Genomic DNA, 25,186 nt, shown 5'->3' with positions numbered 1-25,186 from the left:
TTTGTTGTTTTGTAGATACTAATGAAAATTAAACTTTCCATATTAACGCTGCTGCTGTGTTGCTCAAGCCTGGTTTTTGCACAGGTAAAGTTCACGGCATCGGTAAATAAAACTACCATAGGGACAGGCGAAGTACTTGAAGTTACTTTTTCTATTAATGCCAATGCCGATCGTTTTGCGCCGCCTTCATTTGGTGGTTTCCAGGTGGTTGGCGGCCCCAACGTATCCAATAGCATATCCATGATCAATGGCGTTACCTCGGCAAGCATAGCATACGGGTATGATCTGGTACCAACCAAAGAGGGAGAATTAACCATCGGCCCTGCTACTATTATGGCGGGAGGAAGACCCTACAGCACTTCTCCTATTAAAATAAAAGTAGTAAAAGGCCAGGGTGGGCAGGTCAGTCAACAAGCTCAGCAGCAAGGCAGCAATGGGCCCGATAGCCGCAACATTCAAAAAGGGCGTGTAAGCGATATATCCAAATCATTGTTTTTACGTGCCGAGGTTGATAAAACAACCGCCTACATGGGTCAGCAGATCATGATGAACCTGCGCCTATACACCCGGGTTAATATCGCCAACGGCGAACCGGAAAAAATCCCCGATCTTAATGGTTTTTACAGCCAGGAGATCAAAAACACCAATCCTAACGCCCAATGGCGCACCGAAATTTTAAATGGTGTACGGTACAACGTAACCGATATTAAACAAACCGTTCTGTTTCCCGAGCATGAGGGCAATATCACTATTGAGCCTTCTGTCATGAACTTTATAGTACGGCAGCAGGCCGCTTCATCATCAGGCGACCCCTTCGATGCATTCTTTGGCGGATATGAGGATGTGAAGTACAAGATTAAAAGTGCGCCCGTTGTCATTCACGTGAAACCACTGCCATTAGCAGGCAAGCCTGCCGAATTTACAGGCGCTGTGGGCAAGTTTAATATTGAGGCTTCGCTTGATAAAAATGATGTTAAAGCTAATGATGCCATTAATTACACCATAAAGGTAAGCGGCGCAGGCAACCTGAAGTTGTTGAAACCGATAACGCCAACTTTCCCAGCCGACTTTGAGAAGTATGAGCCCAAGATCACCGATACCATTACCATAAATGCCAGCGGGGCATCAGGTAGCAGAAAATACACTTATCTGCTGATCCCGAGGCACCAGGGCGATTTTACTATCGACCCGGTTAAATTCGCTTATTTTAACCCAGCCACCGGCCGGTACGTTTCATTAAGCACCCCGGCATTTCATGTTAAGGTTGCCAAAGGCAGCAGCGATGGCAGTAACGTTACCGCCTTTTCAAACGCCGGCAAACAGGATGTTAAGGTGCTGAGCAATGATATCCGCTATATAAAAACCGGCACTGAATTAAACGAAGTCGGCAGCGATTTTTATGGCTCTGGATTATATTATTTCCTGCTGATCTTGGGTCCGGCAGGTTTCTTAGGCGCTTTGGTTTACGGTAAATGGCGAGATAAAAATAATGCCGACGTGGTTGGTTTAAAAAGTCGCAAAGCAGGTAAAGTGGCAGCCAAACACCTGGCCAGCGCCAAACAGCAACTAAACGATAAAAAGGCTTTTTATGAAAACCTCTTCCGCGGTTTATATGGCTATTTGAGTGATAAACTTAATATTCCTTACGCAGATCTTAACCGTGAAAAGATAGCTTCGGAACTAAAAGCCCGCTCGCTTGATGAAAGCCTCATTAACGAGATGTTGGGCACACTCGATCTTTGCGAAATGGCCCGCTATGCCCCTGTATCAGGCATTACCGAGCAACAGGTATTTGATAAGGCCCAGAACATGATCAATAACATTGAAAATAAAATATAACATGATGAAGCGCATTATATACTTACTGCTCATCATCGTTATGCCGATATCTGCATTAGCTAACGATGAAGCTAACATCCTGTTAAAAAAAGGGAACAACCAATACGCCAAAGGTCAGTATAAGGAAGCCATAACCACCTACCAGAAAATTGTGGACGATGGGCACCAGTCGGCATTGGTTTACTATAATTTGGGCAATGCTTATTTTAAAAATGAGGATGTGCCATCGGCGTTGCTTTACTATGAAAAGGCCCATAAACTTTCGCCGGGCGATGAGGATATCAATTTCAATATCCAGTTTGCCAATCAAAAAACAACCGATAAGGTAGAGGCCGGTACCGAGTTTTTCATTACCAAATGGTGGCACTCGTTTATTCTCCGCTTTTCATTAACAACTTTGGCGGTGATGACGATTCTGTTCTTTATAGCGGGATGTGCATTGCTGATCGTGTACAGGTTTACTAATTCGGTAAGCATTAAAAAATGGTCGTTTTATTCGGCTTTGGTAATCTTACTTTTCGGTTTCGCGAGCATGTTTGTTGCAAGTCGCCAGGATCAATACTTTGATGCCCATCACGGCGCTATCATATTCAGCACGTCTGTTAATGTAAAAAGCGCGCCAACGCCCAACGCTAAAAATCTGTTCCTGATCCATGACGGTACAAAGGTTGAGATACTGGAAAACAACAACGACTGGATGAAGATCAGGCTGGCCAGCGGCAACGAGGGCTGGATCAATGCTTCGGACGCTAAGGAAATATAGTTTTTGAGGAGGTGAAAGGATAAAGGTAAAAGGCGAAAGGTTGCTTTTTAAACTCAATTCTTTCTTTCACTGGTCGAAGTTTAGTGATATCGCAACTTCGTCCTAAAACTGTGGAAGCATTCTGCTTCCGCGGATTATCTATTGCAGATGTTCAGTTAAGCTGAATGGTTACCCATTTTGGGTCCAAGGTTCGCTATCGCTAAACTTAAACCAGGTGTGGCTTGGGCAGCAATTAAACTACGGACATCAAGGAAAATCCAAAAGAATTTTAATATTAAATCAAAATTGATCCCAAAAGTCAGGACTTTGTTGATCCATATCCAAGTCATCATTATAATGCGACCATGATTCATCATTGCTTAAGTCGTTATAATCATAACTAAGAGCTTCACGTTTTCCGTCTTGAATGTCTTCGAAACGATATTTGCCATATAGCACTAATGTTTTTTCAACTTCACGATAGTAACTTAATGAGCCATTCTTTAGTTTATAATTATACTTTAAATTATTAAGAGCCGCTTGACTATTTTCCTGCGAATAATCAAAATCAGGATAAAGATCGCCGATAAAGGCGTCTCCAAAAGTGTCATCCAGAGCTTGATAAGTTTTTATTTCAGAAACCCACTTGTCCCAAAAGTCGATTTCTTCTCTTGAAAAATTTCTAACATCTGGACGATATATATCGACTTTGTTTAAAAAGTAAGCAAACCAATGGCTTAATTCAGGTAATTGATTTTCTTTAAACAAGTCCTGATAGGAGCCTACGTACCCCCGGTCTGTTTCCGGAAGATTGAAAATGCTATCTATCTATTCAAAAATAAAGCTATCATATTTATTAAAAATGGTTATCATGCTTTAGCCAATTTTTTTTGCTATAAAATCATCTTTAAAGGTATTAAACATGTGCGAGAATAGCTCCATTTGAACATGTTTTCAAACCTTATACTAAAAAATTTAAATAATTGTCTAAAGGAAGCAACACATAAAACCCGCCGTCCGCTGCGTCTAAGGATGACTATTCTATGGCTGTCCGTAGATCTGTCTACGGATTCATAATGCCTGTAGTTTGCAACTACAAGCCATCAATGGGTTGAAGTTCACACTATCGCTAACTTTAGCCAAAGATTTATTTGGTGAATATCGATTCGTTTACTTTTCCTGTACCGGGGTCAATTGTAAATCTAAATCCGCACCAATTAAATGAAACCAATTTCAGATTTTGGATTTCAATACTTATAAAAGGGCAATATCCGATAATGTCAAGATTTTCGCTTCTTTCAATTTGCCATAAAATCTCACCGTTAAAATCTATGGCATACACATTCTGATTAAATTTAGTATCCCCCGAAATATCTAAAAGAACAACAATTTTGCTGTCGAATACCAACGTATCCTGTATCGAAAAATCAAACTCTATGAATTTTCCTGTTTCAAAAATTATCTTCTTTTGGTCTACACGATAGCTTCCTACATTCATAATTTAATATAATTAATGTTAGTAGAATATGGGTGGTCTATTAGTAAGCTCGGTGTTGCCTAAAATAGTTGCAATATCCTATTTTCACGGACTGTGTCAATTGCAGGTATTCAGTTAAGCTTTCAGTTTAATCTATTTTGGGTCCAAGTTACGCTATCGCTAAACTTGAACCAGTATTTGTGTATTTGCTTTGGGCTTAAAGCCTTAAGCTTTCGGCTTTATGCTGTGTTTCGCTAACAGCTCCAGTACATCTTCTTCGGTACCGGTAAAAGGGCCTGATGATTCTATTTTAAAACTGGCCATAGCAGCAGCAAACTCGCCGGCCTCCTGGAAACTCTTCCCTTTGGCGCGTTGGTATAAATAGCCTGCCATGTAAGTATCACCGCAACCAGTGGCATCAACTACTTCAACCGGTTTATACGCCGGGATCTGGTAATAAACACCATCTGTATAAATAACCGAGCCCATACTGCCTAATGTAACCACTACCTCTTTAACGCCCCAGTCATTCAAAACTTTGGCACCTTCATGAATGTCAGTTATACCAGTAAGTACTTCCATTTCATGTTCGTTCACTTTCAGGATGTGGATGTGCTGCAGGGCTTCACGTTTTTCGGGCCAATCGATGGCTATTACGTTTTTATCTTCTACCTTACGCAGGTAGCCCTGTGCGTCAAGAGAAAGTTTGCCGCGTTGTGCCAAGTTCTTTATAAATTCTACGGAGATATCATCGGCCAGTAAAGGGCCTAAATGATAAACGTCGGCCTGGATCTCGTCAAGCTGTTCAATAGTGAAGGGATCCGCTTTTTGTAACACGCGCTGGGTACGGTGATCCTGGTTAACAGAGTAAATATTTTCAAAGTAAACCGTTTCGCCGCCTGTAGTAGCATGTACTTCGATACCTTTGTTACGGAGTTTTTCAACAACCGGCATTTCGCTCAAAGCAAGCGAGGTAACCAGGGTATAATTCACATCCATGTTACGGATGGCGTTTGAAAAGTAAAAAGAAGTACCGCCAGCCATGTGTTTAACCGCTTGCGGTGTTACCACTTTATCTAACGTAATATGCCCTACACAACAAATATCGTACATGAAATTTCCCTATTATGATTTGATACTCAACCCCTATTATTAAAACAAACGGCAAATGTAAGAAATAGGAAAGGGAGTACAAGAATTGTAGCATATTATAACATCCCCGTTATAATCATTTACTCGCTGTTGAAAGTTGTTGAAGTGTTTTAGCACCCAGCATACCATCCGGAATAAGCTTACAATGTGCCTGAAAAGCCATCACCGCTTTTCTGAATATATCAGATTCTTGCCCGTCTATCGGTCCGGCATAATATCCAAGTGATTTTAACTGCTTTTGCGTTTCGGTTAATAAATCAATCTTTCGATCAGCAGACAGATCGCCCAGCGAGGGTACTTCTCCCGGGTGTTTAATTATTTTGGAAAGCTTAACTCTTAAGCTATCATCATTAACGAGGCCGGTTTGCACTAAAAAGTTCAGGTTTTGCGCAGCTGCCTGTTGATCGCCGTTGGTTTCTATCATTTTTAAAACCAGGTCTGCTTCAAATTTTTGTTTTTCCAGATTTCGATTTGCAACACCCTGTATCCATGCGCCTACTCCGGTACCGAGTAAGGCAAATATCGCTGAGAGGATTATCGGTGCATACTGTGATTTAAGCCACTTATTTTCACTCCTTTTCGACTGATCTTCCTGGTAGTACTTAAAAACTTCAAAGTCAAGCTCTGTTTTTATCTGTGATTTAAACTTGTTAAAACTTTCATCCGGTTGTGTGTCGGCCATAGGTTATTTATTAGCTGTATGATTATAAAATTAGATAATAAAATCTATTTTTTAAACAATCAACTCAGTCGCAAATCTAATAACAAGCTTTTATACTACCCCGCTAAACACATCTACACCTGCCATTTCGGCCAGGTCATCAAAATATACCGATGCGAGATGCTCCCAGCTTAAGCGGCTGCTGTATTGGAGGGCCCCTTCAATAAACTGTTCCCGCAGGCTTTTACTCTTCAGCAATAATTCAATCCGCTCAACATAGCAGCCGGCATTGTATGGCTCACATTTAAAACCATTAATGCCTTGCTCAATAAAATCTTTTGAACCGCCGCCATCGGCAATAACACATGGCAACCCGGATGCCATAGCCTCAAGTACAACGTTACCGTAAGCCTCAGATACAGAAGGAAAAAGGAACAGTGTTGACGATGCATACAATACCGAAAGCGTTTTATGATCTACCTTACCGGTAAATACTGCGTTTGGCATTTTTGTCTCACAGGCCTTCCGCGCAACACCATCGCCGGCAATTATGAAGTTAACTTCGGGATTTCTATCCTGCATAATGGTATAGATCTCAAACAGGGTTTCCAGGTTTTTTTCCCAAACCAGGCGGCTCGCAAATAAAATAGTTGGATTATCATTTCCTGTTATCGAGTGCAAACTTTTTTTATGCCGTGGTGAAAACAGGCTGGTATCTATTCCCCTTTGCCAAAGCTTCATACGATAGGTATCAACTCCCATATCAATCAGCTCATCTTTCATGGTAATTGAAGGCACGTATACCTGATCACATTGATTATAGAAAACCTTATGACTCTCGGCCATCATCTGCTTAACCTTATTGATAAGGAAAGGGGTATGTTTCAGGTAATAATCGATGTAGGAAATAAAATGAGTATGGTATATGCTCATAACAGGCAAGCCTTGCTGACTAGCATATTTTAACGCAAAATTGCCCAAAAGTGATGGCGTGGCGATGTGTACAACATCTGGCGAAAAATTATCAATCTCTTGCTTTAATTCGCCCATCACCAGGGCAGGTATCGCCATAGTGTAACCGGTATTGATCGGCAAGGTCAAAGCCGGCACTTTTAATGATTCAAAACCGGCTATGCTATCCGGCCCGGCACCGTAAACAAACAGAAACTCAAAAATATTACGGTCAATCCGTTTAATGAGCTGATACATGGTGCGTACTGCACCGTCAAAATCTTCAATAAGTATCTCGGCAAAAAATACTACTCTGATCTTTTTCATCTTATTGACTGATTAGCGGTTATTACTTTGTGTTCACCTTCGCATATCTTACAGGTTCCGGCCCCATCATCAGGAACTCTCTTAATTCGGCTAATTTATCGGTGTTGATCAGGTCAACCTCACATTCAAGCAAGGCTTTCCATACTTCCTTGTTTTCCGGGGAAGCCCACAGGCGTACCCGTTTTTTATGGTGATGCGCTGCGGCTACGTAATCACGAAGTAATTGTTTCTGATCTTCGGGCATCGGGCCTTTACCTGTCCAGCTGATCAGGCGCGAATATTTGCAGCTGGCAGTTTTATAAACGGTATTTGAAAGTGTATCGGTATGCACCTGCATCAGGTCCTCATCAATAAAAGCATAGCGTTGCCTTTGTGCCTGAAGCATTTTATAAGGTTTATTGCCGGTTATAACAATTGTTACTTTTCCCTCTATTATTTCGCCATCATTATAACTCGACAGCATAGGCGCATAGCGTTTTAATACTTCCGACAGCTTTGCATAAGTTTTTTCGGCGTCTGATTTAATATCGATCATCAGCGTACCCGGAGAAAGTGGGTATACCACCTCCCTGTTTTTACCCTCGTAACAGTTAAACAATGGCTTTAAATAAAGCTGCTCCAGGGTACGTCTTTTTTGAAAAGCGGGCAGCATATGTGCCACCAGCAATTCGTCATCGCGCAGGTAAATGTCAGCTTCTACGTTTTGAAAACCGTTATCCAGGGCATCGTACAGGGGCCGGTTGTGCCAGTAATCATTATGGGCGAAACCTTTGGAGAGGGGGCTGTTTTGAGCCTGGCAGGTAATGGCTCTGAAAGTAAGGATAACAAAAAACAGAAATTTCAGGTGCTTGTGGCAAAATGCTGCTTGCATCGTAATTTGTATTTGTTGCCACAAATTTATCCTTCAGATATGTACAGGCAGTTATGTCATGGTAAAGTAAAAGCACCAAATGCTTTAATTTATTGTAAATGACTTAACATTTTCATCACATTAAAATATACAAATTGACACCGTTCGATTAAGCTGGAGTCACATTAAATATGCATTTTATAAAGAAGTGTTAATATGCTATGACAAATGGCGAAGAATTGATGCACCGAGCTCCTGCCAGTTACAAGCCGTTTCGGGGAGTGAGAACAGATCTGAGATAAGCATAAATACATCTTCCGCACTCTCGCCTTCCTGCTTTAAATACCTAATGGATGTTGAGCCTGCCGATTTGGATAGCTTTTTACCATCCGCTTCAAGTAATAACGGATGATGATAAAATACGATATCGCTAAAATCCTGCTTACCCAACACAGTTGCCAACTGAGTCTGCGCCAGTGTTGACGCCCACAGATCTTCACCCCTCACAATCAGGTCAACGCCATAAAACAGATCGTCAATAACTGAGGTAAGCTGATAAGCCGGGAAACCGTCTTTTTTTTTGACCACAAAATTTTCCATTTCGGCAAGTAGCTGAGTTTGGATAATTTTGCCGGTATAACTTTTCACGAGCAATGTAGCAACGTTATCTGTACGTAAGCGCCAACTCGCTCCAAGGGTATTTAAAGGAGTTTGCTTATCCGAACACGTACAGCTTCCAATTTCGTTAAGTTGCTTGCGCGAGCAGGTACAGGCAAATACAAAGCCACCTGCGGCTAATTGCTCGAGGGCTTCGTTATACAGATGCATCCGGTGAATTTGTGAAAACCTGGCTTCAAAATCGTCGGCATCCTGCGGTCCTTCATCCCAGGGGATCTCCAAAAATCGTAGCGTATCAAAAATATCAGTCAGGTATTCCCGATTAACCCTTGCCCGGTCGAGGTCATCAATCCTCAATAAAACTTTAGCGCCATGCTTACGCGCCAATGTCGCGGTGATAGAAAAAGACAGCACATTGCCCACATGCAAAAACCCGCTTGGTGTTGGAGCAATGCGGGTTTTATTAAAATGTATCGGGGCACTTGTCAATAGCTTTTAGGATTGATGAATGCTAAGATACAAAAGCGGGCGGCTATAGCAAATAGTGTGACGGATTCCTTTTGAGCGATGGGTTGTGCGATTCCCTCCCCTGGGAGGGTGTAGGGAGGGGTTTCGTCGACATACCTATGCGCTTTAATGACGCACAAACCCCTCCCTGCCACTACTCATTCCAACCACACCCCTCCCGGGGGGAGGGAATTGAAAATGGAGCGCCTCCTATAAACCATTATGCCAGCAACGTACCTCCATCAACCACTAAATTCAACCCGGTGCCAAAGCTTTGCTTCATAAGATAAACAAAAGCAAGGGCAACGTCATCCGCGTGACCAACGCGACCAAGCAATAACGTATCTTTTGCCCAATTGTAAAGGCCTTCTTTATCTTCGGCAGGCATACTATCCCACAGGTTGGTGTCAATTACCCCGGGTACCACCGCGTTTACACGTATTGGAGCAAGCTCAACGGCAAGTGCCCTCACCAGGCCTTCCATGGCGCCGCAAATACTGCTGGCTATCGACCAACCAGCTGCCGGTCTTGCCCCTGCCGTGCCCCCAGTTAGGTTTACCGAGCCGCCCTCATTAATGAACGGGGCACCATACTTAACAGCAGCATAAGCCCCCCAATAGCGGAGATTAAAGAACTTACGTGCGGCCCCGATATCTGTTTGGTCGATATTATTCAAATTAAGATTTTCGGCAGCGGTATAAACCAGGTGATCGAACTTCCCGGCCTGCTCAAAAAATGATTGTATGTTTTCCTCGTGCGATAGATCTATGGCGTAGCCCTCTGCATCTTCAGGCAGCTGGCTTAAAGCATTATTGATCTTACTTTGATTACCTGAAACTATTACCACTTTAGCCCCTTCCGCAGCAGCAGCTTTTGCTGTCGCGAAGCCTATACCTGTACTGCCACCCAATATAATTACCCTTTTGCCTTTTAATGACGATTTGTTTTCAATTTGATTACTCATGATGTTTATTCTTTTTTAGACACCACAAATTTCCGCCGTAAAAAACCGGTTCCACTTACCATTTGGTAAAAAGCGATTAGCCTTCAGAATTTATAAAATGCTAAATTTGAGTTATGACACTCGCAGACCGGATTATCCAATTCAATGAGCAGCTAACCTACACCGGCGATCCTTTACCTGAAGACATCCGCATTATGAACCCTTTTAAGGAACATCCGCAAACCATGCGTATTGTCGATGAGTTTTACCATAAATATTATAATGATAATCAACAGCGGCATATCATTTTGGGCATTAACCCCGGCAGGTTTGGCGGTGGCTTAACAGGCATCCCTTTTACGGATCCTAAACGACTGATCTCTGAGTGCCACATCAATTACGAAGGCAAAATGTCGCATGAGCCTTCTTCTGTGTTTGTTTATGAGGTGATCAACGCCTTTGGCGGCCCGGAAGCTTTTTATAAACAAATCTATATTAATTCGCCCTGTCCGCTTGGTTTTACAAGTGTTGATGCAAACGGCAAGGAAAAGAACTATAACTATTACGACAGTAAGGAACTAACCAAAGCCGTTTATCAGTTTATGATCGAAAATATCCGCAAGCAGATTGACCTGGGCATTAATACCGAAAAATGCTTTTGTTTTGGTACGGGAAAAAATGAAACATTCCTGCGCAAGCTAAACGATGAATACCATTTCTTTGGCGAGATCATTGCACTGGAACATCCGCGTTTCATCATGCAGTATAAAACGGCAAGCAAGCAATTTTATATTGATAAATACCTTGCTGCTTTTGAAAGTATTGCGGGATAAGTTATCGCCTATTAAACAAAACTTATCAATTCCCCTCTTGAGAGGGGGCGCGAACGAAAGCGCGGTAGCAGGGGTGTGTTTCTGCGGTAGACTTATCAAGCAGAAACACACCCCTCCGCCCCTCTCAAGAGGGGAATCGCTCAATCCCGCACCATTTGTCCCTTATATTAACTATGCAATAAACATCCTCTTGTTTCAGGCTAAAACGCTTATATTGTGTGCTGCAACCAATTAACCTTTAAGCTATGACCCAAAGCAAGTTTTTAGCATTCCTGCTGGTGCTTTTTGTTTTTCCTTTTGTTTCAAAAGGGCAATCAGCTGCAAACAATAAACTCATCTCGCCCCGCATCAGGGTGATCATGGACAACGATTTTAGCGGTGACCCGGATGGTTTGTTTGCGCTTACACATTTGGTATTATCACCATCGGTTGACGTTAGAGGGATCATTGGTTCGCACCTGAATGCCAATGATGGGTTCGACAGATCTAAAACCCAGGCGGAGAACGCGGCAAAAAAGGCTGCAGACCTGTTAGCTGTTTTAAAGATTAAAGATCAATTCCCGGTAATAGCAGGCTCTAACACCGCGATGGTAAACGACAGTACCCCGGTAAAAAGTAAAGCTGTCGATCTGATCATTAAAGAAGCATCCCGTACAGACACCTCCTTACCTCTTTACATCCTTTGTGGCGCCGGACTTACCGAAATTGCATCGGCTGTATTAACCGATCCAAAAATTGCCGCCAAACTCACACTGGTGTGGATTGGCGGCCCGGAGTACAGCGATCTTGCACTACCCCCACCCAATTACAGCAGCCCCGAATATAACCTCAATATCGATATCAATGCGGCGAGAGCTGTGTTTAACCATTCTCAGCTAAAATTATGGCAGATTCCGAGGGATGGATATCGCCAGGCCATACTTTCCTACTCAGAATTACTGCTTAAAGTAAAGCCGCAAGGCGAAACAGGGAAATATCTGGCTGGCGCACTTGAAAACGTCATGAAGCTCATCCAGCAATATCGTCTTAATTTGGGTGAAACCTATATCATAGGTGATAGTCCGCTGGTGTTGCTTACCGCGCTGCAATCATCCTTTGAAGCCGATCCATCATCAAGTGAATATGTGTTAAAGCCCTGCCCGCTTATTAACGCACAAGGCGGATATGATTACAATGCCCATGGCCGAAATAATCCGTGTTTATCGCAGGTTAGATATCAACCTCATGTTTAATGATTTTTTTGCCAAGCTGGAGTTGGCTAAATAAATGCTGCATTTGGCACATTTTTAACCATAAACGGTTTATTTAGTATTACCAAAAGTGCTGTTTTGTAATTATTTTGCATGGTCATAAACCTTTGTTATCATGCTTAAAATAATTGGCAAAAAAACTCAAAATACGCTTCTGCTTACATTACTATTATTTGCGGGGGGTAAAACTCTTGCTCAAACCAATGATACATCGTTACCTAAGCTTATCGAAAAAAATGGCAGGCACGCGTTTTTAGTTGACGGCAAACCATTTTTAATGCTGGGCGGACAGGCGCACAACTCAAGTGCATGGCCCGCTTTAACGCCAGGCGTATGGAAATCGGCCGGAGCAATGCACCTTAACACGCTCGAAGTACCCATTTACTGGGAGCAGGTAGAGCCACAGCCCGGGAGGTTTAACTTTTCATTAGTGGATACCCTGCTTACCCAAGCCCGGCAGCATAACGTGCATTTGGTATTATTATGGTTTGGCACCTGGAAAAACGGCAGCAACCATTACATGCCCGAATGGATGAAACGCGATGCGGAGAAATATCCAAACATTACTGGTAAAACAGGCAAGCCCATTGACTCGCCTTCACCTCATTCAAAAGCCACTTTAGATGCTGATATCAAAGCGTTTTCGGCAGTTATGCGTTACTTAAAGCAGGCTGATGAGCAACATACCGTAATCATGGTGCAGGTTGAAAACGAACCAGGCTCATGGGACACCGTTCGCGACTATTCAGCCAAGGCGCAAAAACTGTTTGAAGGCGATGTCCCCGCCCAACTGTTAAAACCAGCTGTACTAAAAGCCCTGAATGTATCGGAACACTCAAAAGGCTCGTGGACCAAAGTTTTTGGCGACAGGGCTGACGAATATTTCCAGGCCTGGTCAATAGCCCGGTTCATCGAACAGGTGGCCGCAGCCGGTAAAGCTGAGTATCCGCTGCCATTATACGTAAACGTGGCGCTCCGTGATCCGCTTACCAATCCGCCGGCAACCCATTATGAAAGCGGGGGCGCGACAGATAACGTAATCCCGATCTGGAAAGTAGCCGCCCCATCAATTAACCTGCTTGCTCCTGATATTTACCTGTCGGGCAGCGAAAGGGTGTTGAAAGTAATTGACCTGTATACCCGCGCAGATAATCCCCTGTTTGTACCCGAAGCTGGCTTAATGGCTGATAATGCCAAATATTTTTATGATGTGTTGGCCCACGGTGGTATTGGCTTTTCACCTTTCGGGATAGATGACAATGGCGATAGTTCAAACGATGATCATTTGGCCGAGCTACTTTCCCCTTTTGCGGATGAATATGCCATGGCAGCACCAATGATGCGTGAACTGGCACAATGGGCATTTGAAAATAAGATCAAAGCCGTTGTTGAACATGAAGATGGCGCGGAGCAAAGCATTAAACTTGGTGCCTGGGATGCCATTGTAAAATTTGGCAGCGGCCGGGGTGGTGAACTTAAACCTAATAAAGACCATAACGGTAAAGCCATGATTGTTAGCCTTAATGAAAATAAATTTATCGCGACTGGAACAAACTGTCGCATCACCTTCCGCCCGGCCGGCAGCAACACCGGTAAGGCATGGCAATACCTTAAGGTTGAAGAAGGCTGGTATGATCAAGGCGTATTTAAATCGCTTCGCATCCTTAATGGTGATGAAACAGACTGGGGAGGGCCTGCAATTGGCGATAAGCCGAGGGTGTTGCAGATCTCGTTGGTGGTGAGGTAAAATTAATTAATGTAGAGACGCATAATTGCGTCTCTCGCAGGCAGGTCACGCATGCAATTTTCAATTAAATGAGGCTCAGTACATTAGAGACGCAATTATGCGTCTCTACACGTTAAACCCTCCTATTTCACCTCATAAACCACCGCCTCATACGGCATCAGCGTGCCATTTTTTGATGGCTTTTGATAATTGCCGATTAAAACCGTTGCATTACCCAAATTCATACCTGTTTGAGCCGGAGCTGTTTTACTTGTAAAATTCAGGAATACCAGCAGCTTCCTGCCGTTCAACTCCCGGGTGTAGGCATAAGTATCGGGGTTTTGTGCATCGAGCAATGTATATTTTCCGTATACCAGTACCGGGTTATCCTTCCGCAGCTTTACTATCCGCCTGAAATAATTCAACGTGCTATTGGCATCTTTTTCCTGCGCAGCAGCGTTGACACTTTTATAATTGGGATTTACCTTTATCCAGGGTGTACCCGTTGTAAAACCGGCATTGGCCGTGCTGTTCCATTGAAATGGAGTGCGCCCGTTATCACGGCTTTCAAAGGCTATTCGTTTTAAATATGTAGGCAAATCGGCACCAATATTTTTTTGCCGCTGATATTCGTTTAACGTTTGCACGTCACGATAGTCATCAATTGTGCTAAAGCCAGCATTGGTCATGCCCAGTTCGTCGCCATTATAATAGTATGGCGTACCGCGCATAGTCATCAAAAATGTAGTGAGCATTTTTGATGATACAGCCCTGAACTCCGGACTATCATTGCCGAACCTGCTTACCAGCCGGGCCTGGTCATGATTGGCTAAGAATATTGATAACCACCCCTTTGATGCAAAGGCACTATCCCATTTGGTAAATACCTGTTTTAAGTGAACTACGCTATAGCCTTCGGGTTTGGCAATATCCACACCTTCAAATGCGTAAGCCATGTTCAATTCATTTCTGTCGGCATCAACTAAATTATGGCCGTCTTCAAAAGTATTGCCTGCACCTTCGGCTACACTCATTACGTTATATTTACTGAGCACTTCTCTGTTCATTTCCTGCAGGTATCCGTGCAAATTGCCCTGTACGCCGTAATATTGGGTAAAGTTTTTTTCAAACCCTTTCGGAAAGGCCGGAAAGGTAGTATCCTTTGCAGCAAATTGGAAGGCATCCAGCCGGAAACCGTCAATCCCCTTATCAGCCCAAAACTTCATTATGCCGTATACTTCATTCCTCAGTTTTGGATTTTCCCAGTTAAGGTCGGGCTGCTTGCGCGAAAAATAATGCAGGTAATAGGCATTGGTAAGCGAATCATAACGCCAGGCATCGTGGTTTACGTCAAATAAACTGTAGCGATAAGCGGGTTTGCCCTTTTCGGCGTTCCACCAGTGATAATATTCCCGGTACGGATTTTTGCGCGAGCTCCTGCTTTGTTTAAACCATTCGTGCTCATCGCTGCTGTGATTTACTACCAGGTCCATCACCAGTTTTATGCCGCGGGAATGCATGCCTTTCAGCAAAACATCAAAATCATCCATGGTTCCAAAATCCTTCATGATGTTGCGGTAATCGCTTACATCATAGCCATTATCGTCATTAGGCGAGCTGTAAATTGGGTTAAGCCAAACAACATCAACACCGAGGCTTTTGATATAATCAAGTTTGGAGATAATGCCTTTCAGGTCACCAATACCGTCTCCATCGTTGTCCTTAAAGCTTCGGGGATAAACCTGGTAAACTACGGCTTCCTTCCACCATTTGCGGTCAATAGTGTCTGCTCTGCCTTGATTGTTTTGCGCGGCCCCTGAAATGGCAACAAACATAAAAACAATGAAGGCCACAAAACGAATGTAAGGTACGTTCATGATTATAATTGGTTAAGCTTTAGCAGGACGAAACAGACTTTCTGTGGTTTATAACAATAGAATATTAAGATAGCAATATTTAAGCGAAACAAAAAATAATGCAACTAAATCCGTCGGCTTAGCGCCCGTACAAATTTGAAGTTCAAACATTATGCACATTTCGGGGTTTAGAAATGAGCTAACACCAATCACAATTAAACAGTCAGTAAATTGAATTTTTAATATTTATATCCGTTAGCGTGCATCACAAACCACCACATAAAATTTCTACCCTGCTTTTAAAAACAGTTTTATTCATACTATTTACAGGCATATCGGTACATGCTTTCGGCCAGGTACCTGTACCTGCCGATTCGGTAAAAGCCGATTCATTGCGCATTAAAGAAAAAGTAGTAAAACCGGCCAAACCGACCGATACTTTATATAAACAATATGACTTTGGCGATCTGGTGCGTAACATACTTCACCCCGGCCGACCGGCTGCACCTCCTAATAAAAAGGCATCGGGAATTACCATCATACCCAATGTGGCATCCAATCCCACTATCGGCTCACAAATTGGGATCAAGGCTGTAGCCGGAAAAAAATTAGGGAACGATCCAAATACCCTGCTTTCGGTTGCTGCCACATCGGCTTCTATTACTACCAAGGGGATCATCTATTTTTATATCAACCATAACATATATACACCGGGTAATAAATGGAATTTTCAGGGCAGTTTGGTTGCAGCCAAAACAGTTTCGCCCGATTACGGCTTGGGAATTGGCCAGGCATCAAGCGGCAGCGAAGCCGACCAGGTGTTGGCCAATCCCGGGCGTAAAGGCAGGGCATTGCATTCGCAATTTTATAATATCCGCGAGAAGGTATACAAAGAGATAGATAAGGGATTATTTTTAGGCGCGGGCGCTTCTTTTGATATCAGGCGAAAAATTGAGGATACCAAATCAACAACTGATCTTACCCCATACAATATCTATAGCGACCGTCATGGATTTGCCCGCGACCATTATGCTGCTAACGGCTTGCTTTTTAACTTACAATACACTACCCGCGACAATCAAAACCGGGCCTACAGAGGGATTTACGTCGATGCCGGCTTCCGCATTAATCAAAGCTGGATGGGGAGCTCCAAAAATGCGGTACAGTTCACTACCGATTTCAGAAAGTATTTCAGCCTGTCAGAAACTAACCCCGAACATGTTGTTGCCTTCTGGAACTGGGGCTCATACCTTATCAGCGGTAACATCCCCTATCTCGAGCTGCCAGGCACCGGCAAAGATCCGGGCTTCCGGAGCGGCAGGGGTTATGTAGTACAATATTTTAAGGGTACGCAATACAACTACTCGGAAGTAGAATACCGTTTCCCGATACTGCGGAATAAATTTTTAAGCGGCGTGGCATTTGCCAACCTGCAAACAACCAATGATGAATCGGGCACCAAAATATTCCAGGTATGGCAACCGGGTTATGGCGGCGGTTTGCGGGTACTATTTAATAAAGCAACCCGTACCAATCTTTGTCTTGACTATGCCTTTGGTCGGTATGGTTCAAAGGGGTTCTTTTTGGGCTTGAATGAAGCATTTTAAAACGGCCTCTATGTTAATCACGAAGGCCGTTTCGTTAAATCGACTACGATAGTTCTATATAGCTTACTTAGTATAAACAGCGAACTTTGTATTTTTAGCATTGAGCGGTGTCATCCATTTAATATCTTTTCTTTTGATCGTGCCGTTTAGTTGATCTGCAATTACCAATTGTTTTTTATTTATCAATATCGAGTCCTTATCGGAAGATATCACGATCCATCCTGTTTCATCCACCATATAAAACTTATTATCAACCTTAACCAACACATCCTGATTGCCAGCTTTTGCTGCAGATAGTTTATTATCAAATGTTCGGGCGATTTTTATCTGATCAAAATGTTCCAGCGTACTGTGATAATCCAGATCGCCAATCGCCTTGTTTACCAGTTTTGAAAAAGAGTTTGATCCTGATCCTTTATCTAACCCAAAATACATTAGCGCTTTTGTATTGCCCGGCAAACTGCCCCAATGCTCGCTTTGCATAATGTTATTATAGCCTTTTTTAATGATCTTTAACTTAAACCTCATCTCCCCATCGGCCATAAAACTAAGTGAGATCTTAAAATAGCCCCGCACATCCGTTTTTCCAAGCAGTTTTTCATCAGCCCCGAAAATACCAGCTCCTTCAATTGGCAATAAGGTTTTTGAATCAACAACGAGACCGGCGATGTCTATATTTCTTGTCATTCTGTTATATGTGTTGGCCAATAGCAGAGCCGGGATGAAAAACAGAAGTATCGCAACAAAAGACAACTTTGTTATTAAAAATTTATTCATGACAGTATTTAAGTTTAGGTGAAGATAGGAGTTTAACTAAAGAAAAAAAATACAACATAAAATATCTGTGCTGTTAATTATTATTCTTAATTTTATACTGCAAGCACCTGTAAAACAATCATGTAATACAACTACATGATATTCCTAACCATATCAATAACCGGGAAGCATGGCCAAAAAGAAAACAGCCGATAAAGACAGCATATGGAAAAGCCTGCAATTGAAGCTGGGCGTAATTACTGTTATTTTAGGTTTAATAACTACCGGGTATAATCTGATTAAGAAAGATCCGCCACCGCCGGTTAACCCTGATCTGAAGGCCAGCCTCGAAATTTCGTATATCAGCATGGTCAATGATATTTATGCCCTGGCGGGGGGTGATAGTGCTGTAAGGAAAAAGGATGCCTTTTATCTTGATTATCCCATACTCACTAATGAAATTTCAGATAAAAACCTCCAGAAAACCGACCAGCTTTTTAACGACACCACGGCTGTTGATTATGACCTGTTTATCACCTGCCTCATGATCCAGAACAAAGGCAAAGGCGATGCATCAGACATTGAACTTGACGTGAGCAAGCTCAATATTAGCCAGCCGCTTACCATAACTGAAGCCCCTCAAAGCAAAAATGATTATGACAGCCAGATCAGGGCCAAAGGCAACGCTGTGAAACAAATTATAAAACTACCTTCAAGGCTTTCAACCGGGCAAGGAATTTTAATCCCCTTATTCGTGACCTATGATAAACCAAACGCTGTTAATAAAAACAGACAATGGAAAATTGAATCGAAAACCATTTTTCTGCCGGATAATATCCACTATACAGAACCGGCGGATACCGCCCGTAAATCATTAGTAATACGAAAAATGCTGAGCCCGGTTAGGCTGGCCGAAGGGGTGCAGGGGCGCGGATAGTTCGACAATGATCAGATATTCATAAGAATGGAAAATAACGAAAACCCAGTACCGGCCAAACAACCTAAAAACAGCCTCGCCCTTATCCTGATAGTGGCTGGCAGTGTCCTGATCATCGGCAACCTGTATTTTTATGTTGCCCGGCAAAAGCGCAATACTATAAAAAGGCAACAATTAGACAGCCTTGCCAAACAATTGGATACCGCCAATGCAAAATTTGAAATTGGCTATGGCGAAATGAGCATAGCCTCATACAATAAGATGAAAGATGCTGCCGGCCAAAAGGATCACAGCCCTTTAGTTTATCCGGTAATGAAGAACGAAATAGATGATCTTATCGCTGCCGGAAGCTATCACCCCGACTATGGAATCTCTTCCACTTACCTGGAGGAATTTACATCCTTATACAAGAAAAAAAAGCTGAAGCCAATGGGTACGGCAGTTGCCTGCTTAATTATTAAACAAGTTGGAAAAGGCAAAGCAGAATCTGTAAAGCTCGACATCAACCGTTTAAAGCTTGATGAAGTAAGTGAAATGTTTGACCCTACCGATATCAATAAATTTACAGATCCGGAACGTACAGCTAAATCTTTCCATTCTACTTCCCTGCAAATAGATCTTGGCGCAATGGATACCGGAGACGCATGGCTTATGCCCCTTTACATCAGCGACGGCTTCTTGAGATTAACAGAAGGCGGCGATCCGCCGGGATGGTCTGTTACCGCCGGGCCAATACTTCTCCCGGTTAGTTTAAATTATATCAAAAAAGATAAGCGTATTCAAAAGATCCCGCTGCAAGAAGTACTTAACCGGCCGATAGAGATACTGGATTAAGAAACAGTTGAAGTACGATATGAACTATCTGCCATGGCACTGTATGCCGGTTAAACAAATTTTATAAATAAACAGGCCGCTCTAATCACAAGAAAAGCGGCCTGTTATTTTGTTACTACTGGTTATTGTCCGCTTGTGGCGCTCCAGCCATCACCCCACCCACTGCCACCTGCTGCTTTGCTGCCTTTCAAAAGCTTATCGTATTTTACTGTTTGTTCTTTAGTTAAAACAGCTTTGATCTTTGAGATGGTAGCTTCCCGTAATGGCTTAATATCAACCATCATTTTCGTGTTATCACCTTTATCAGCAGCTTTGATCTTTTCAAACTTATCGGATGATTCCTGGTATATCACCGCAATTTTTTCGGTTTGTTTATCAGTGAGCTTTAATTGCTTTTGCAGGTCTTTTGATTTTTCAACAGGTTTGGCACCGGGCTTGGTTTGCGCGTTGCCTGCTACAGCCAATCCAATGAACATGCAGCATAGTAATAAGAGTTTTCTCATGGTTAAGATTTATTTTAATTGTTGTTGATATAAATGTAACTATTTTGGTATAAAACCAGAGCTAATATTTTCTATTACAGAAACATGATTTAATTTATTTTGGCTGCCATTTGCATCGGCATACAACCAGGCATGTTTTTGCTGCGGAAAATCAGTTTTGTTAACTGGGTAGTTTTGTATTGTGCATTACCCTCGGTGATATTTAAGAACTGATTGGGCGCCACATTTTTAAAGTATTGCACAGCGCTGCTGCCTGCCCATTTTATCTCAATCTCATCAATCATCTTTGCCTGGCCAATTCCTATCTCCTGCCGCAAAGGCGACGACCCAAAACTCCCGCCCGAATTAACGTCTTTATAAACAGAACGTTTAACCCCATTTTCGGTAAAAGTGAGTTTGATATGGCTTCCGATGGCTGCATTATTGGCTTTTGTGCCATTCAATTTCAGACTGATCCAATTATTATTGCTTATACCGGGGTTCATGTATAATGAACTGGTATACGAGTCGCCAATGTAAGCCCCTCCCATTTCGGCAAAAATATCCTGATGGCCGTTATTCCTCAAATCGGCAAATGCGATGCCGTGCCCCTTTTGCAAATTACCCGTACGCGATGAAGAAGTGATATCAGCAAAACGTTTACCCCCTATATTTCTGAAAAATTTGTTAGGCACAAGCGATTTAAAATCGGGGTTACCTGTACCAAAATACATATCAGGATAGCCATCGTTATCAATATCGCCAAAATTGGCCCCCATACTGTAAACTACTTTATCCAGTCCCGCCTCTTTGGTAACATTGGTAAATGTACCATTATGGTTGTTTTTATACAGGTAGATATTACCTGCTTCCGGAACGGCTTTGCCCAGGGCAGCAGCGGCACTGTAATACCCCAAAGTACGCTCAAAATGGTAATTGGCCACCATCAAATCGGGCCAGCCATCATTATTATAATCATAAAACCAGGTAGTAAAAGTCCGTTGTTTGATCTGGTCAAGGCCCGATTGTACGGTCACATCTTCAAAATCAACTCCGGCTTGGGTTTTGCCTTTATTTCTAAGCAGGTATTTGCGCCCGTCCATGGTTGAAATAAATATGTCGGCAAAGCCGTCGTTATCATAATCGGCAGACGCTACCCCTTTTACAAAAGCTTTGATGCCGCAATGGGCAGCCGTGGTTATGTTGCTGAATGTGCCATTACGGTTATTCATATATAACTGGCAGGTTGATTCATCGGCGTAGTACATCGACTCCGAATTTTCGTTACCAACAAACACGTCCAGCCAGCCATCGTTATTAAAATCGGCCCAGGTTGCGGTTTGAGTAGGGTGAAGCATAAACAAACCACTTATGGCGGTTACATCAGTAAAAGTCCCATCGCCATTGTTGCGCAATAAGGAACTTGGTTGGTTGCCGAAGCCCTTGGTGAGCCATGCGCCACGCAAAACAAAAACATCCAGTTTACCATCATTGTTATAATCCGTTTGCTGGATATTAAGCCCCCCGGTAATCCCTTTTAAACCGGCGGCTTCGGTTCGGTCACTAAACGTGCCGTCCTGGTTATTTTGAAAGTAATGCATCGGATCGCTCAGGTCCCAGCCCGATGTCATGATATCAAGATAGCCGTCGTTATTAAAATCATCAACAATGACCCCGCCTGCCCGGCCGTTGATGTTAAGGCCAAGGCTACCGGCCACATCAACAAAGGGTTTAACCTGTGCTGCAGTATCCGGGTCGGCATTAAGGCCGGGGATTAAGGCATTCTTAGGCACTTTTTGCGGATACTCGCCAAGCGTCATATAGGCTATATTGATTAACCAGCGCGACTCATAATCATCGGGACGAAGCTTTAACAATGCTTTATACACTTCAATTGCTTTTCTTGAGCCGGTTTGGATCTTGTGTACCCCATCATCTTTAATTGGGAAGATGCACGACGAGCCGGTATGGTTAAGCATACAATTGCTCCGTTCACCCAAACGCATGTAAGCTATGGCCTGTTCAGGCAACGTTTCATCAGTCGACATGAAATCGATGTTATCCATCAGGTACTTATAAATATCAACTGATTGCTGCTCTTGTCCTGCTTTTAATAGCAGTGAGGCCTTTGAAAATAACACCTCGGGGCTTTTGCCAAGCTTTTTGGTTTTAAGCAACGAATCGCAATAAGCCAGCTTCATTTCGGGGTTAAACGGGTTTGAAATGGTATTATTCTTTTTATTTATCTGCTTCAGCACCTGGGCCATCTCCTCATTAGATGAGTTCTGGCATGATGCTATTATGGTAAAGCCGCACAGCAGCACAAGCGCGGCGGTAACTTTTTTCTTTATCATAGGATTTTTATATACCCTCGCGGATAAAATGCCAGGGCTTTTACCCGCGAGATGTGGTATTAAATTGTCAATAGAAATTTCGGACAACACGACCATGGGCATTAAAACAAATGCAGGTCGGTAAATAGACTAAATGGAGAAAATCAGCAGGTTGCTTTGGGTGGTTGTTCGGGAATATCCTGATGAGAACTTACTAACGATTGCACAGGTTGTACAACGTTTTCAGGCAATGGCACTACAGGGCAGTAAAATTCAAATTGCACAAATGAAAGGCTTACATTATCCTTTAAAACCATTTTGCCAAAGGGCACATGCTCTTTGGGAGAAACAGGAGCCCCCTTTATTCCTTTTGCATCAAGCACATTGCTATCGGCAAAGCGGGTAGTTTTATAATTAGGAATGCACATCAGTTGAAGGGCAGTCCTCGTCAATCGCATTTTTACGTAATTGTAGGTGGCGTTTCCAAATGTAACATGCCCCGATATATTTTCAAAAGTTCGCCAATCATGAATAGCAGGTAAGTTAACCGGGATAGAGACTTCGGTAAGGTCATTTACATTATATAAGCCTTTCCCAACCTGTTCATTAAAAAACCGGTCCGATTTATAAACCAGGTATTGATGCAAGGCCAGCTGCCCGCCAATGTTAAGCAGGTAAATATTGAGCAATATTAAAGCAATGGTCTTTTTCAAAGGTTTACAATTATCTAAAGATGAGATTTATAAACGATATTTTCAAGCTTTATCTATATTATTATGCACTTAAATATTATTTAACGGGATTTAAAACATATAATACCAGGCGCATAATTGACTCCCCTGGTCTGCGCTCAACCGGCCCCTCCTCTATGACTTCGCTGCATAGCGAGTAGGGAAAATAAAAAAAAGACATGGGCTGTATCATAAATCATGATCAGCTTTTCTTTAATTTATTCAGATACTTAAGCGATATATAGTTTGGGATTGGATTGCCCCGATTAACAAAAAGAGGGGTTAACAGGGTTAACACAATTCAGGGTTAACATTCCCTTAAATAATTAACAATCAGCCAATTGAATATTTTTTTTCAAAAATATATTAACCCCCTTTTGTATAAATATTATCGGCTAAATTTCAACTCACAGGTAACACCACACCAAGGGTGGTCAATTTGATTTATGATACAACCCTACCAGCACAGCGATGTTCGGATGGGTCGATGCGTTTAATGTATACAATCAATATTATGCCTTTTTCAGCAGGAAACGTTTCTTTAACCAATCTCTGACAGGCTCATCATACAATTTGAGGCAGCCGTAGGCAATAGCTATACTGACTATAAAAATCCCCAGCCCGACAAGCAGGCCCTGCGCCATGGGGATCTTATTATTTGTTACCCAGGCTACATGGAAATATATTAAAGGATAATGCGTAATGTAAAGCGGGTACGAAATATCCCCCATAAATTTGCAAATCCTGACCGAGCTTTTACTTTTTAAACTCCCGCCAGCGCCGATAGCTACAATCAGCGGGAAAAGAATGATAATGCAGAACGATTCGTACAAACCGTTCATCCATAAATGCTCGCTGCCCCCTATCCTCGGCACACACAATATAGCGATGATCAGGAGGCTGCATACAGCAAATGCGCCTTTAATATGGATGAGCTTACCCATGCGGCAAAGCAGCATCCCGGCAAAAAATGGATAAAGCAACCGTGTGAAGCCAATATAGAGTTGTGTTTTATCAACCGACCATCCGCCAATTACATCGCCCTGCGGGCCCATTACCGTGTAATGGATCAGTAAACAGGCCGATAAAAACACCAATATAGCAAGCAAAGTTTTGGAGAATTTACGGATCACCAGCGCGTACAGGATATTTGCGACATATTCAAAAAACAGCGACCAGGCCGGCCCATTTAAGGGGTGCATTTCCTGCCAGCCGCGGATATCCATAGAAGGCAGTATGGGTATCAGCGTACAACCAACCAACATTACCAATAGCATTTTCCAAACCGGCGTATCATGAATAAGCGGAAAGGCTGTGCCGCTTTGCGAATAGAAGAACAGCGCACCAATAATCGATCCGACAATAACCATTGGCTGCAGGCGAATGAGACGGCGCTTATAAAAATCCCATTGGGTCATTTTGCCCCAGCGGTCGTCATAGGCGTAGGCAACTACAAAACCCGAGAGCAGAAAAAAGAAATCGACCGCCAGGTAGCCGTGATTTATAATTTGATGAAAACGATCGCCGGCATAGGTTTCAAAAATGTGGAAGGCCACTACAAACAGCGATGCTACACCGCGTAAGCCGTCAAGAATTTGATAATGTCCTTTTGTTTCAAGGTACGTAGTGCTTTTACTCATTTAGCAGGAAAAAACAAGTATGACAAATTGGTTAATTCGGGATTGATAGCATGCGCTGCAAACAGAACATAGCACCCTGGCTATAAATATGCTTTAATTTATTGGCAAGTCAAAACCGGAAGAATAAAGAGCAT

At 42.7% G+C, this 25,186-nt stretch carries 22 protein-coding genes; 8 read left to right on the top strand and 14 right to left on the bottom strand.

What is annotated here, in order from left to right; translation table 11 throughout:
* The first annotated feature begins 21 nt into the window (after window positions 1–21).
* Window positions 22–1,839: a BatD family protein gene (locus tag ABID99_RS27515; protein ID WP_373615760.1), complete on the top strand. Its 1,818-nt coding sequence runs from the start codon at window positions 22–24 to the stop codon at window positions 1,837–1,839.
* Between the two features lies 1 nt (window position 1,840).
* Window positions 1,841–2,602, top strand: coding sequence for a tetratricopeptide repeat protein (locus tag ABID99_RS27510; protein WP_229701712.1), 762 nt, complete (start codon window positions 1,841–1,843; stop codon window positions 2,600–2,602).
* 279 nt (window positions 2,603–2,881) lie between these two features.
* On the opposite strand, the gene ABID99_RS27505 is transcribed toward ABID99_RS27510, so the two are convergent.
* From ABID99_RS27505 to ABID99_RS27470, 8 genes are all read right to left on the bottom strand, one after another.
* Window positions 2,882–3,349, bottom strand: coding sequence for a hypothetical protein (locus tag ABID99_RS27505; protein WP_373615759.1), 468 nt, complete (start codon window positions 3,347–3,349; stop codon window positions 2,882–2,884).
* A 379-nt stretch (window positions 3,350–3,728) separates the two neighbouring features.
* Complete coding sequence (locus tag ABID99_RS27500) at window positions 3,729–4,079, bottom strand: hypothetical protein (protein ID WP_090533780.1); 351 nt, start codon at window positions 4,077–4,079, stop codon at window positions 3,729–3,731.
* A 204-nt stretch (window positions 4,080–4,283) separates the two neighbouring features.
* Window positions 4,284–5,171 carry a PfkB family carbohydrate kinase gene (locus ABID99_RS27495; protein WP_090533779.1) on the bottom strand — a complete coding sequence of 296 codons (888 nt, stop codon included), beginning with the start codon at window positions 5,169–5,171 and terminating at the stop codon, window positions 4,284–4,286.
* A 115-nt stretch (window positions 5,172–5,286) separates the two neighbouring features.
* Window positions 5,287–5,892: a peptidoglycan-binding domain-containing protein gene (locus ABID99_RS27490; protein ID WP_090533777.1), complete on the bottom strand. Its 606-nt coding sequence runs from the start codon at window positions 5,890–5,892 to the stop codon at window positions 5,287–5,289.
* 90 nt (window positions 5,893–5,982) lie between these two features.
* Window positions 5,983–7,149, bottom strand: a complete 1,167-nt coding sequence (locus ABID99_RS27485) for a glycosyltransferase family 4 protein (protein WP_373615758.1) — start codon at window positions 7,147–7,149, stop codon at window positions 5,983–5,985.
* 22 nt (window positions 7,150–7,171) lie between these two features.
* The gene (locus ABID99_RS27480; protein WP_373615757.1) at window positions 7,172–8,020 is read right to left on the bottom strand and encodes a phosphatidylinositol-specific phospholipase C/glycerophosphodiester phosphodiesterase family protein; all 849 of its coding nucleotides are present in this window, start codon (window positions 8,018–8,020) and stop codon (window positions 7,172–7,174) included.
* A 198-nt stretch (window positions 8,021–8,218) separates the two neighbouring features.
* Window positions 8,219–9,106 carry a glutamate--tRNA ligase family protein gene (locus tag ABID99_RS27475; protein WP_373615756.1) on the bottom strand — a complete coding sequence of 296 codons (888 nt, stop codon included), beginning with the start codon at window positions 9,104–9,106 and terminating at the stop codon, window positions 8,219–8,221.
* 238 nt (window positions 9,107–9,344) lie between these two features.
* A complete protein-coding gene (locus tag ABID99_RS27470) occupies window positions 9,345–10,088 on the bottom strand; it encodes an SDR family oxidoreductase (RefSeq protein ID WP_188834088.1) in 744 nt (247 codons plus the stop codon).
* 113 nt (window positions 10,089–10,201) lie between these two features.
* On the opposite strand from ABID99_RS27470, the gene ABID99_RS27465 reads away from it, so the two are divergent.
* The 3 genes from ABID99_RS27465 to ABID99_RS27455 all read left to right on the top strand — a co-directional run bounded on the left by ABID99_RS27465 (window position 10,202) and on the right by ABID99_RS27455 (window position 13,897).
* Window positions 10,202–10,900, top strand: coding sequence for an SMUG2 DNA glycosylase family protein (locus tag ABID99_RS27465; RefSeq protein ID WP_188834089.1), 699 nt, complete (start codon window positions 10,202–10,204; stop codon window positions 10,898–10,900).
* 245 nt (window positions 10,901–11,145) lie between these two features.
* Window positions 11,146–12,132, top strand: a complete 987-nt coding sequence (locus ABID99_RS27460) for a nucleoside hydrolase (protein WP_373615755.1) — start codon at window positions 11,146–11,148, stop codon at window positions 12,130–12,132.
* 133 nt (window positions 12,133–12,265) lie between these two features.
* Window positions 12,266–13,897: a DUF5597 domain-containing protein gene (locus ABID99_RS27455; RefSeq protein ID WP_188834091.1), complete on the top strand. Its 1,632-nt coding sequence runs from the start codon at window positions 12,266–12,268 to the stop codon at window positions 13,895–13,897.
* A 122-nt stretch (window positions 13,898–14,019) separates the two neighbouring features.
* On the opposite strand, the gene ABID99_RS27450 is transcribed toward ABID99_RS27455, so the two are convergent.
* Window positions 14,020–15,753 (bottom strand): alpha-glucosidase, encoded by a 1,734-nt coding sequence (locus ABID99_RS27450; RefSeq protein ID WP_229701713.1) that lies wholly within the window; start codon window positions 15,751–15,753, stop codon window positions 14,020–14,022.
* Window positions 15,754–15,992: 239 nt separating this feature from the next.
* Between ABID99_RS27450 and ABID99_RS27445 the strand changes: the two genes are divergently transcribed.
* Complete coding sequence (locus ABID99_RS27445) at window positions 15,993–17,339, top strand: BamA/TamA family outer membrane protein (protein ID WP_229701714.1); 1,347 nt, start codon at window positions 15,993–15,995, stop codon at window positions 17,337–17,339.
* 63 nt (window positions 17,340–17,402) lie between these two features.
* Here the strand turns inward: ABID99_RS27445 and ABID99_RS27440 are convergent, their stop codons facing one another.
* A complete protein-coding gene (locus ABID99_RS27440) occupies window positions 17,403–18,026 on the bottom strand; it encodes a hypothetical protein (RefSeq protein WP_139160055.1) in 624 nt (207 codons plus the stop codon).
* Between the two features lie 259 nt (window positions 18,027–18,285).
* Here ABID99_RS27440 and ABID99_RS27435 point away from each other — a divergent pair, with 259 nt between their 5' ends.
* Together ABID99_RS27435 and ABID99_RS27430 are read left to right on the top strand one after the other, a co-directional pair.
* Complete coding sequence (locus tag ABID99_RS27435; protein WP_176626624.1) at window positions 18,286–19,032, top strand: hypothetical protein; 747 nt, start codon at window positions 18,286–18,288, stop codon at window positions 19,030–19,032.
* Window positions 19,033–19,059: 27 nt separating this feature from the next.
* On the top strand, window positions 19,060–19,866 hold the full coding sequence (locus tag ABID99_RS27430) for a hypothetical protein (protein ID WP_188834092.1): 807 nt from the start codon (window positions 19,060–19,062) through the stop codon (window positions 19,864–19,866).
* Window positions 19,867–19,988: 122 nt separating this feature from the next.
* On the opposite strand, the gene ABID99_RS27425 is transcribed toward ABID99_RS27430, so the two are convergent.
* The 4 genes from ABID99_RS27425 to ABID99_RS27410 all read right to left on the bottom strand — a co-directional run bounded on the left by ABID99_RS27425 (window position 19,989) and on the right by ABID99_RS27410 (window position 25,052).
* Complete coding sequence (locus ABID99_RS27425) at window positions 19,989–20,369, bottom strand: hypothetical protein (protein ID WP_176626621.1); 381 nt, start codon at window positions 20,367–20,369, stop codon at window positions 19,989–19,991.
* A gap of 89 nt (window positions 20,370–20,458) precedes the next feature.
* On the bottom strand, window positions 20,459–22,702 hold the full coding sequence (locus ABID99_RS27420) for an FG-GAP-like repeat-containing protein (protein ID WP_373615753.1): 2,244 nt from the start codon (window positions 22,700–22,702) through the stop codon (window positions 20,459–20,461).
* 143 nt (window positions 22,703–22,845) lie between these two features.
* Window positions 22,846–23,394 (bottom strand): hypothetical protein, encoded by a 549-nt coding sequence (locus ABID99_RS27415; RefSeq protein WP_373615752.1) that lies wholly within the window; start codon window positions 23,392–23,394, stop codon window positions 22,846–22,848.
* A gap of 530 nt (window positions 23,395–23,924) precedes the next feature.
* On the bottom strand, window positions 23,925–25,052 hold the full coding sequence (locus ABID99_RS27410) for an acyltransferase family protein (RefSeq protein ID WP_373615751.1): 1,128 nt from the start codon (window positions 25,050–25,052) through the stop codon (window positions 23,925–23,927).
* Window positions 25,053–25,186 lie beyond the last annotated feature (134 nt).

It is taken from the genome of Mucilaginibacter sp. OAE612, assembly GCF_041806395.1.
GTDB lineage: Bacteria > Bacteroidota > Bacteroidia > Sphingobacteriales > Sphingobacteriaceae > Mucilaginibacter > Mucilaginibacter rubeus.
Note: the sequence above shows the minus strand (reverse complement) of the source record. Positions and strands in the feature narration are given on the sequence as shown.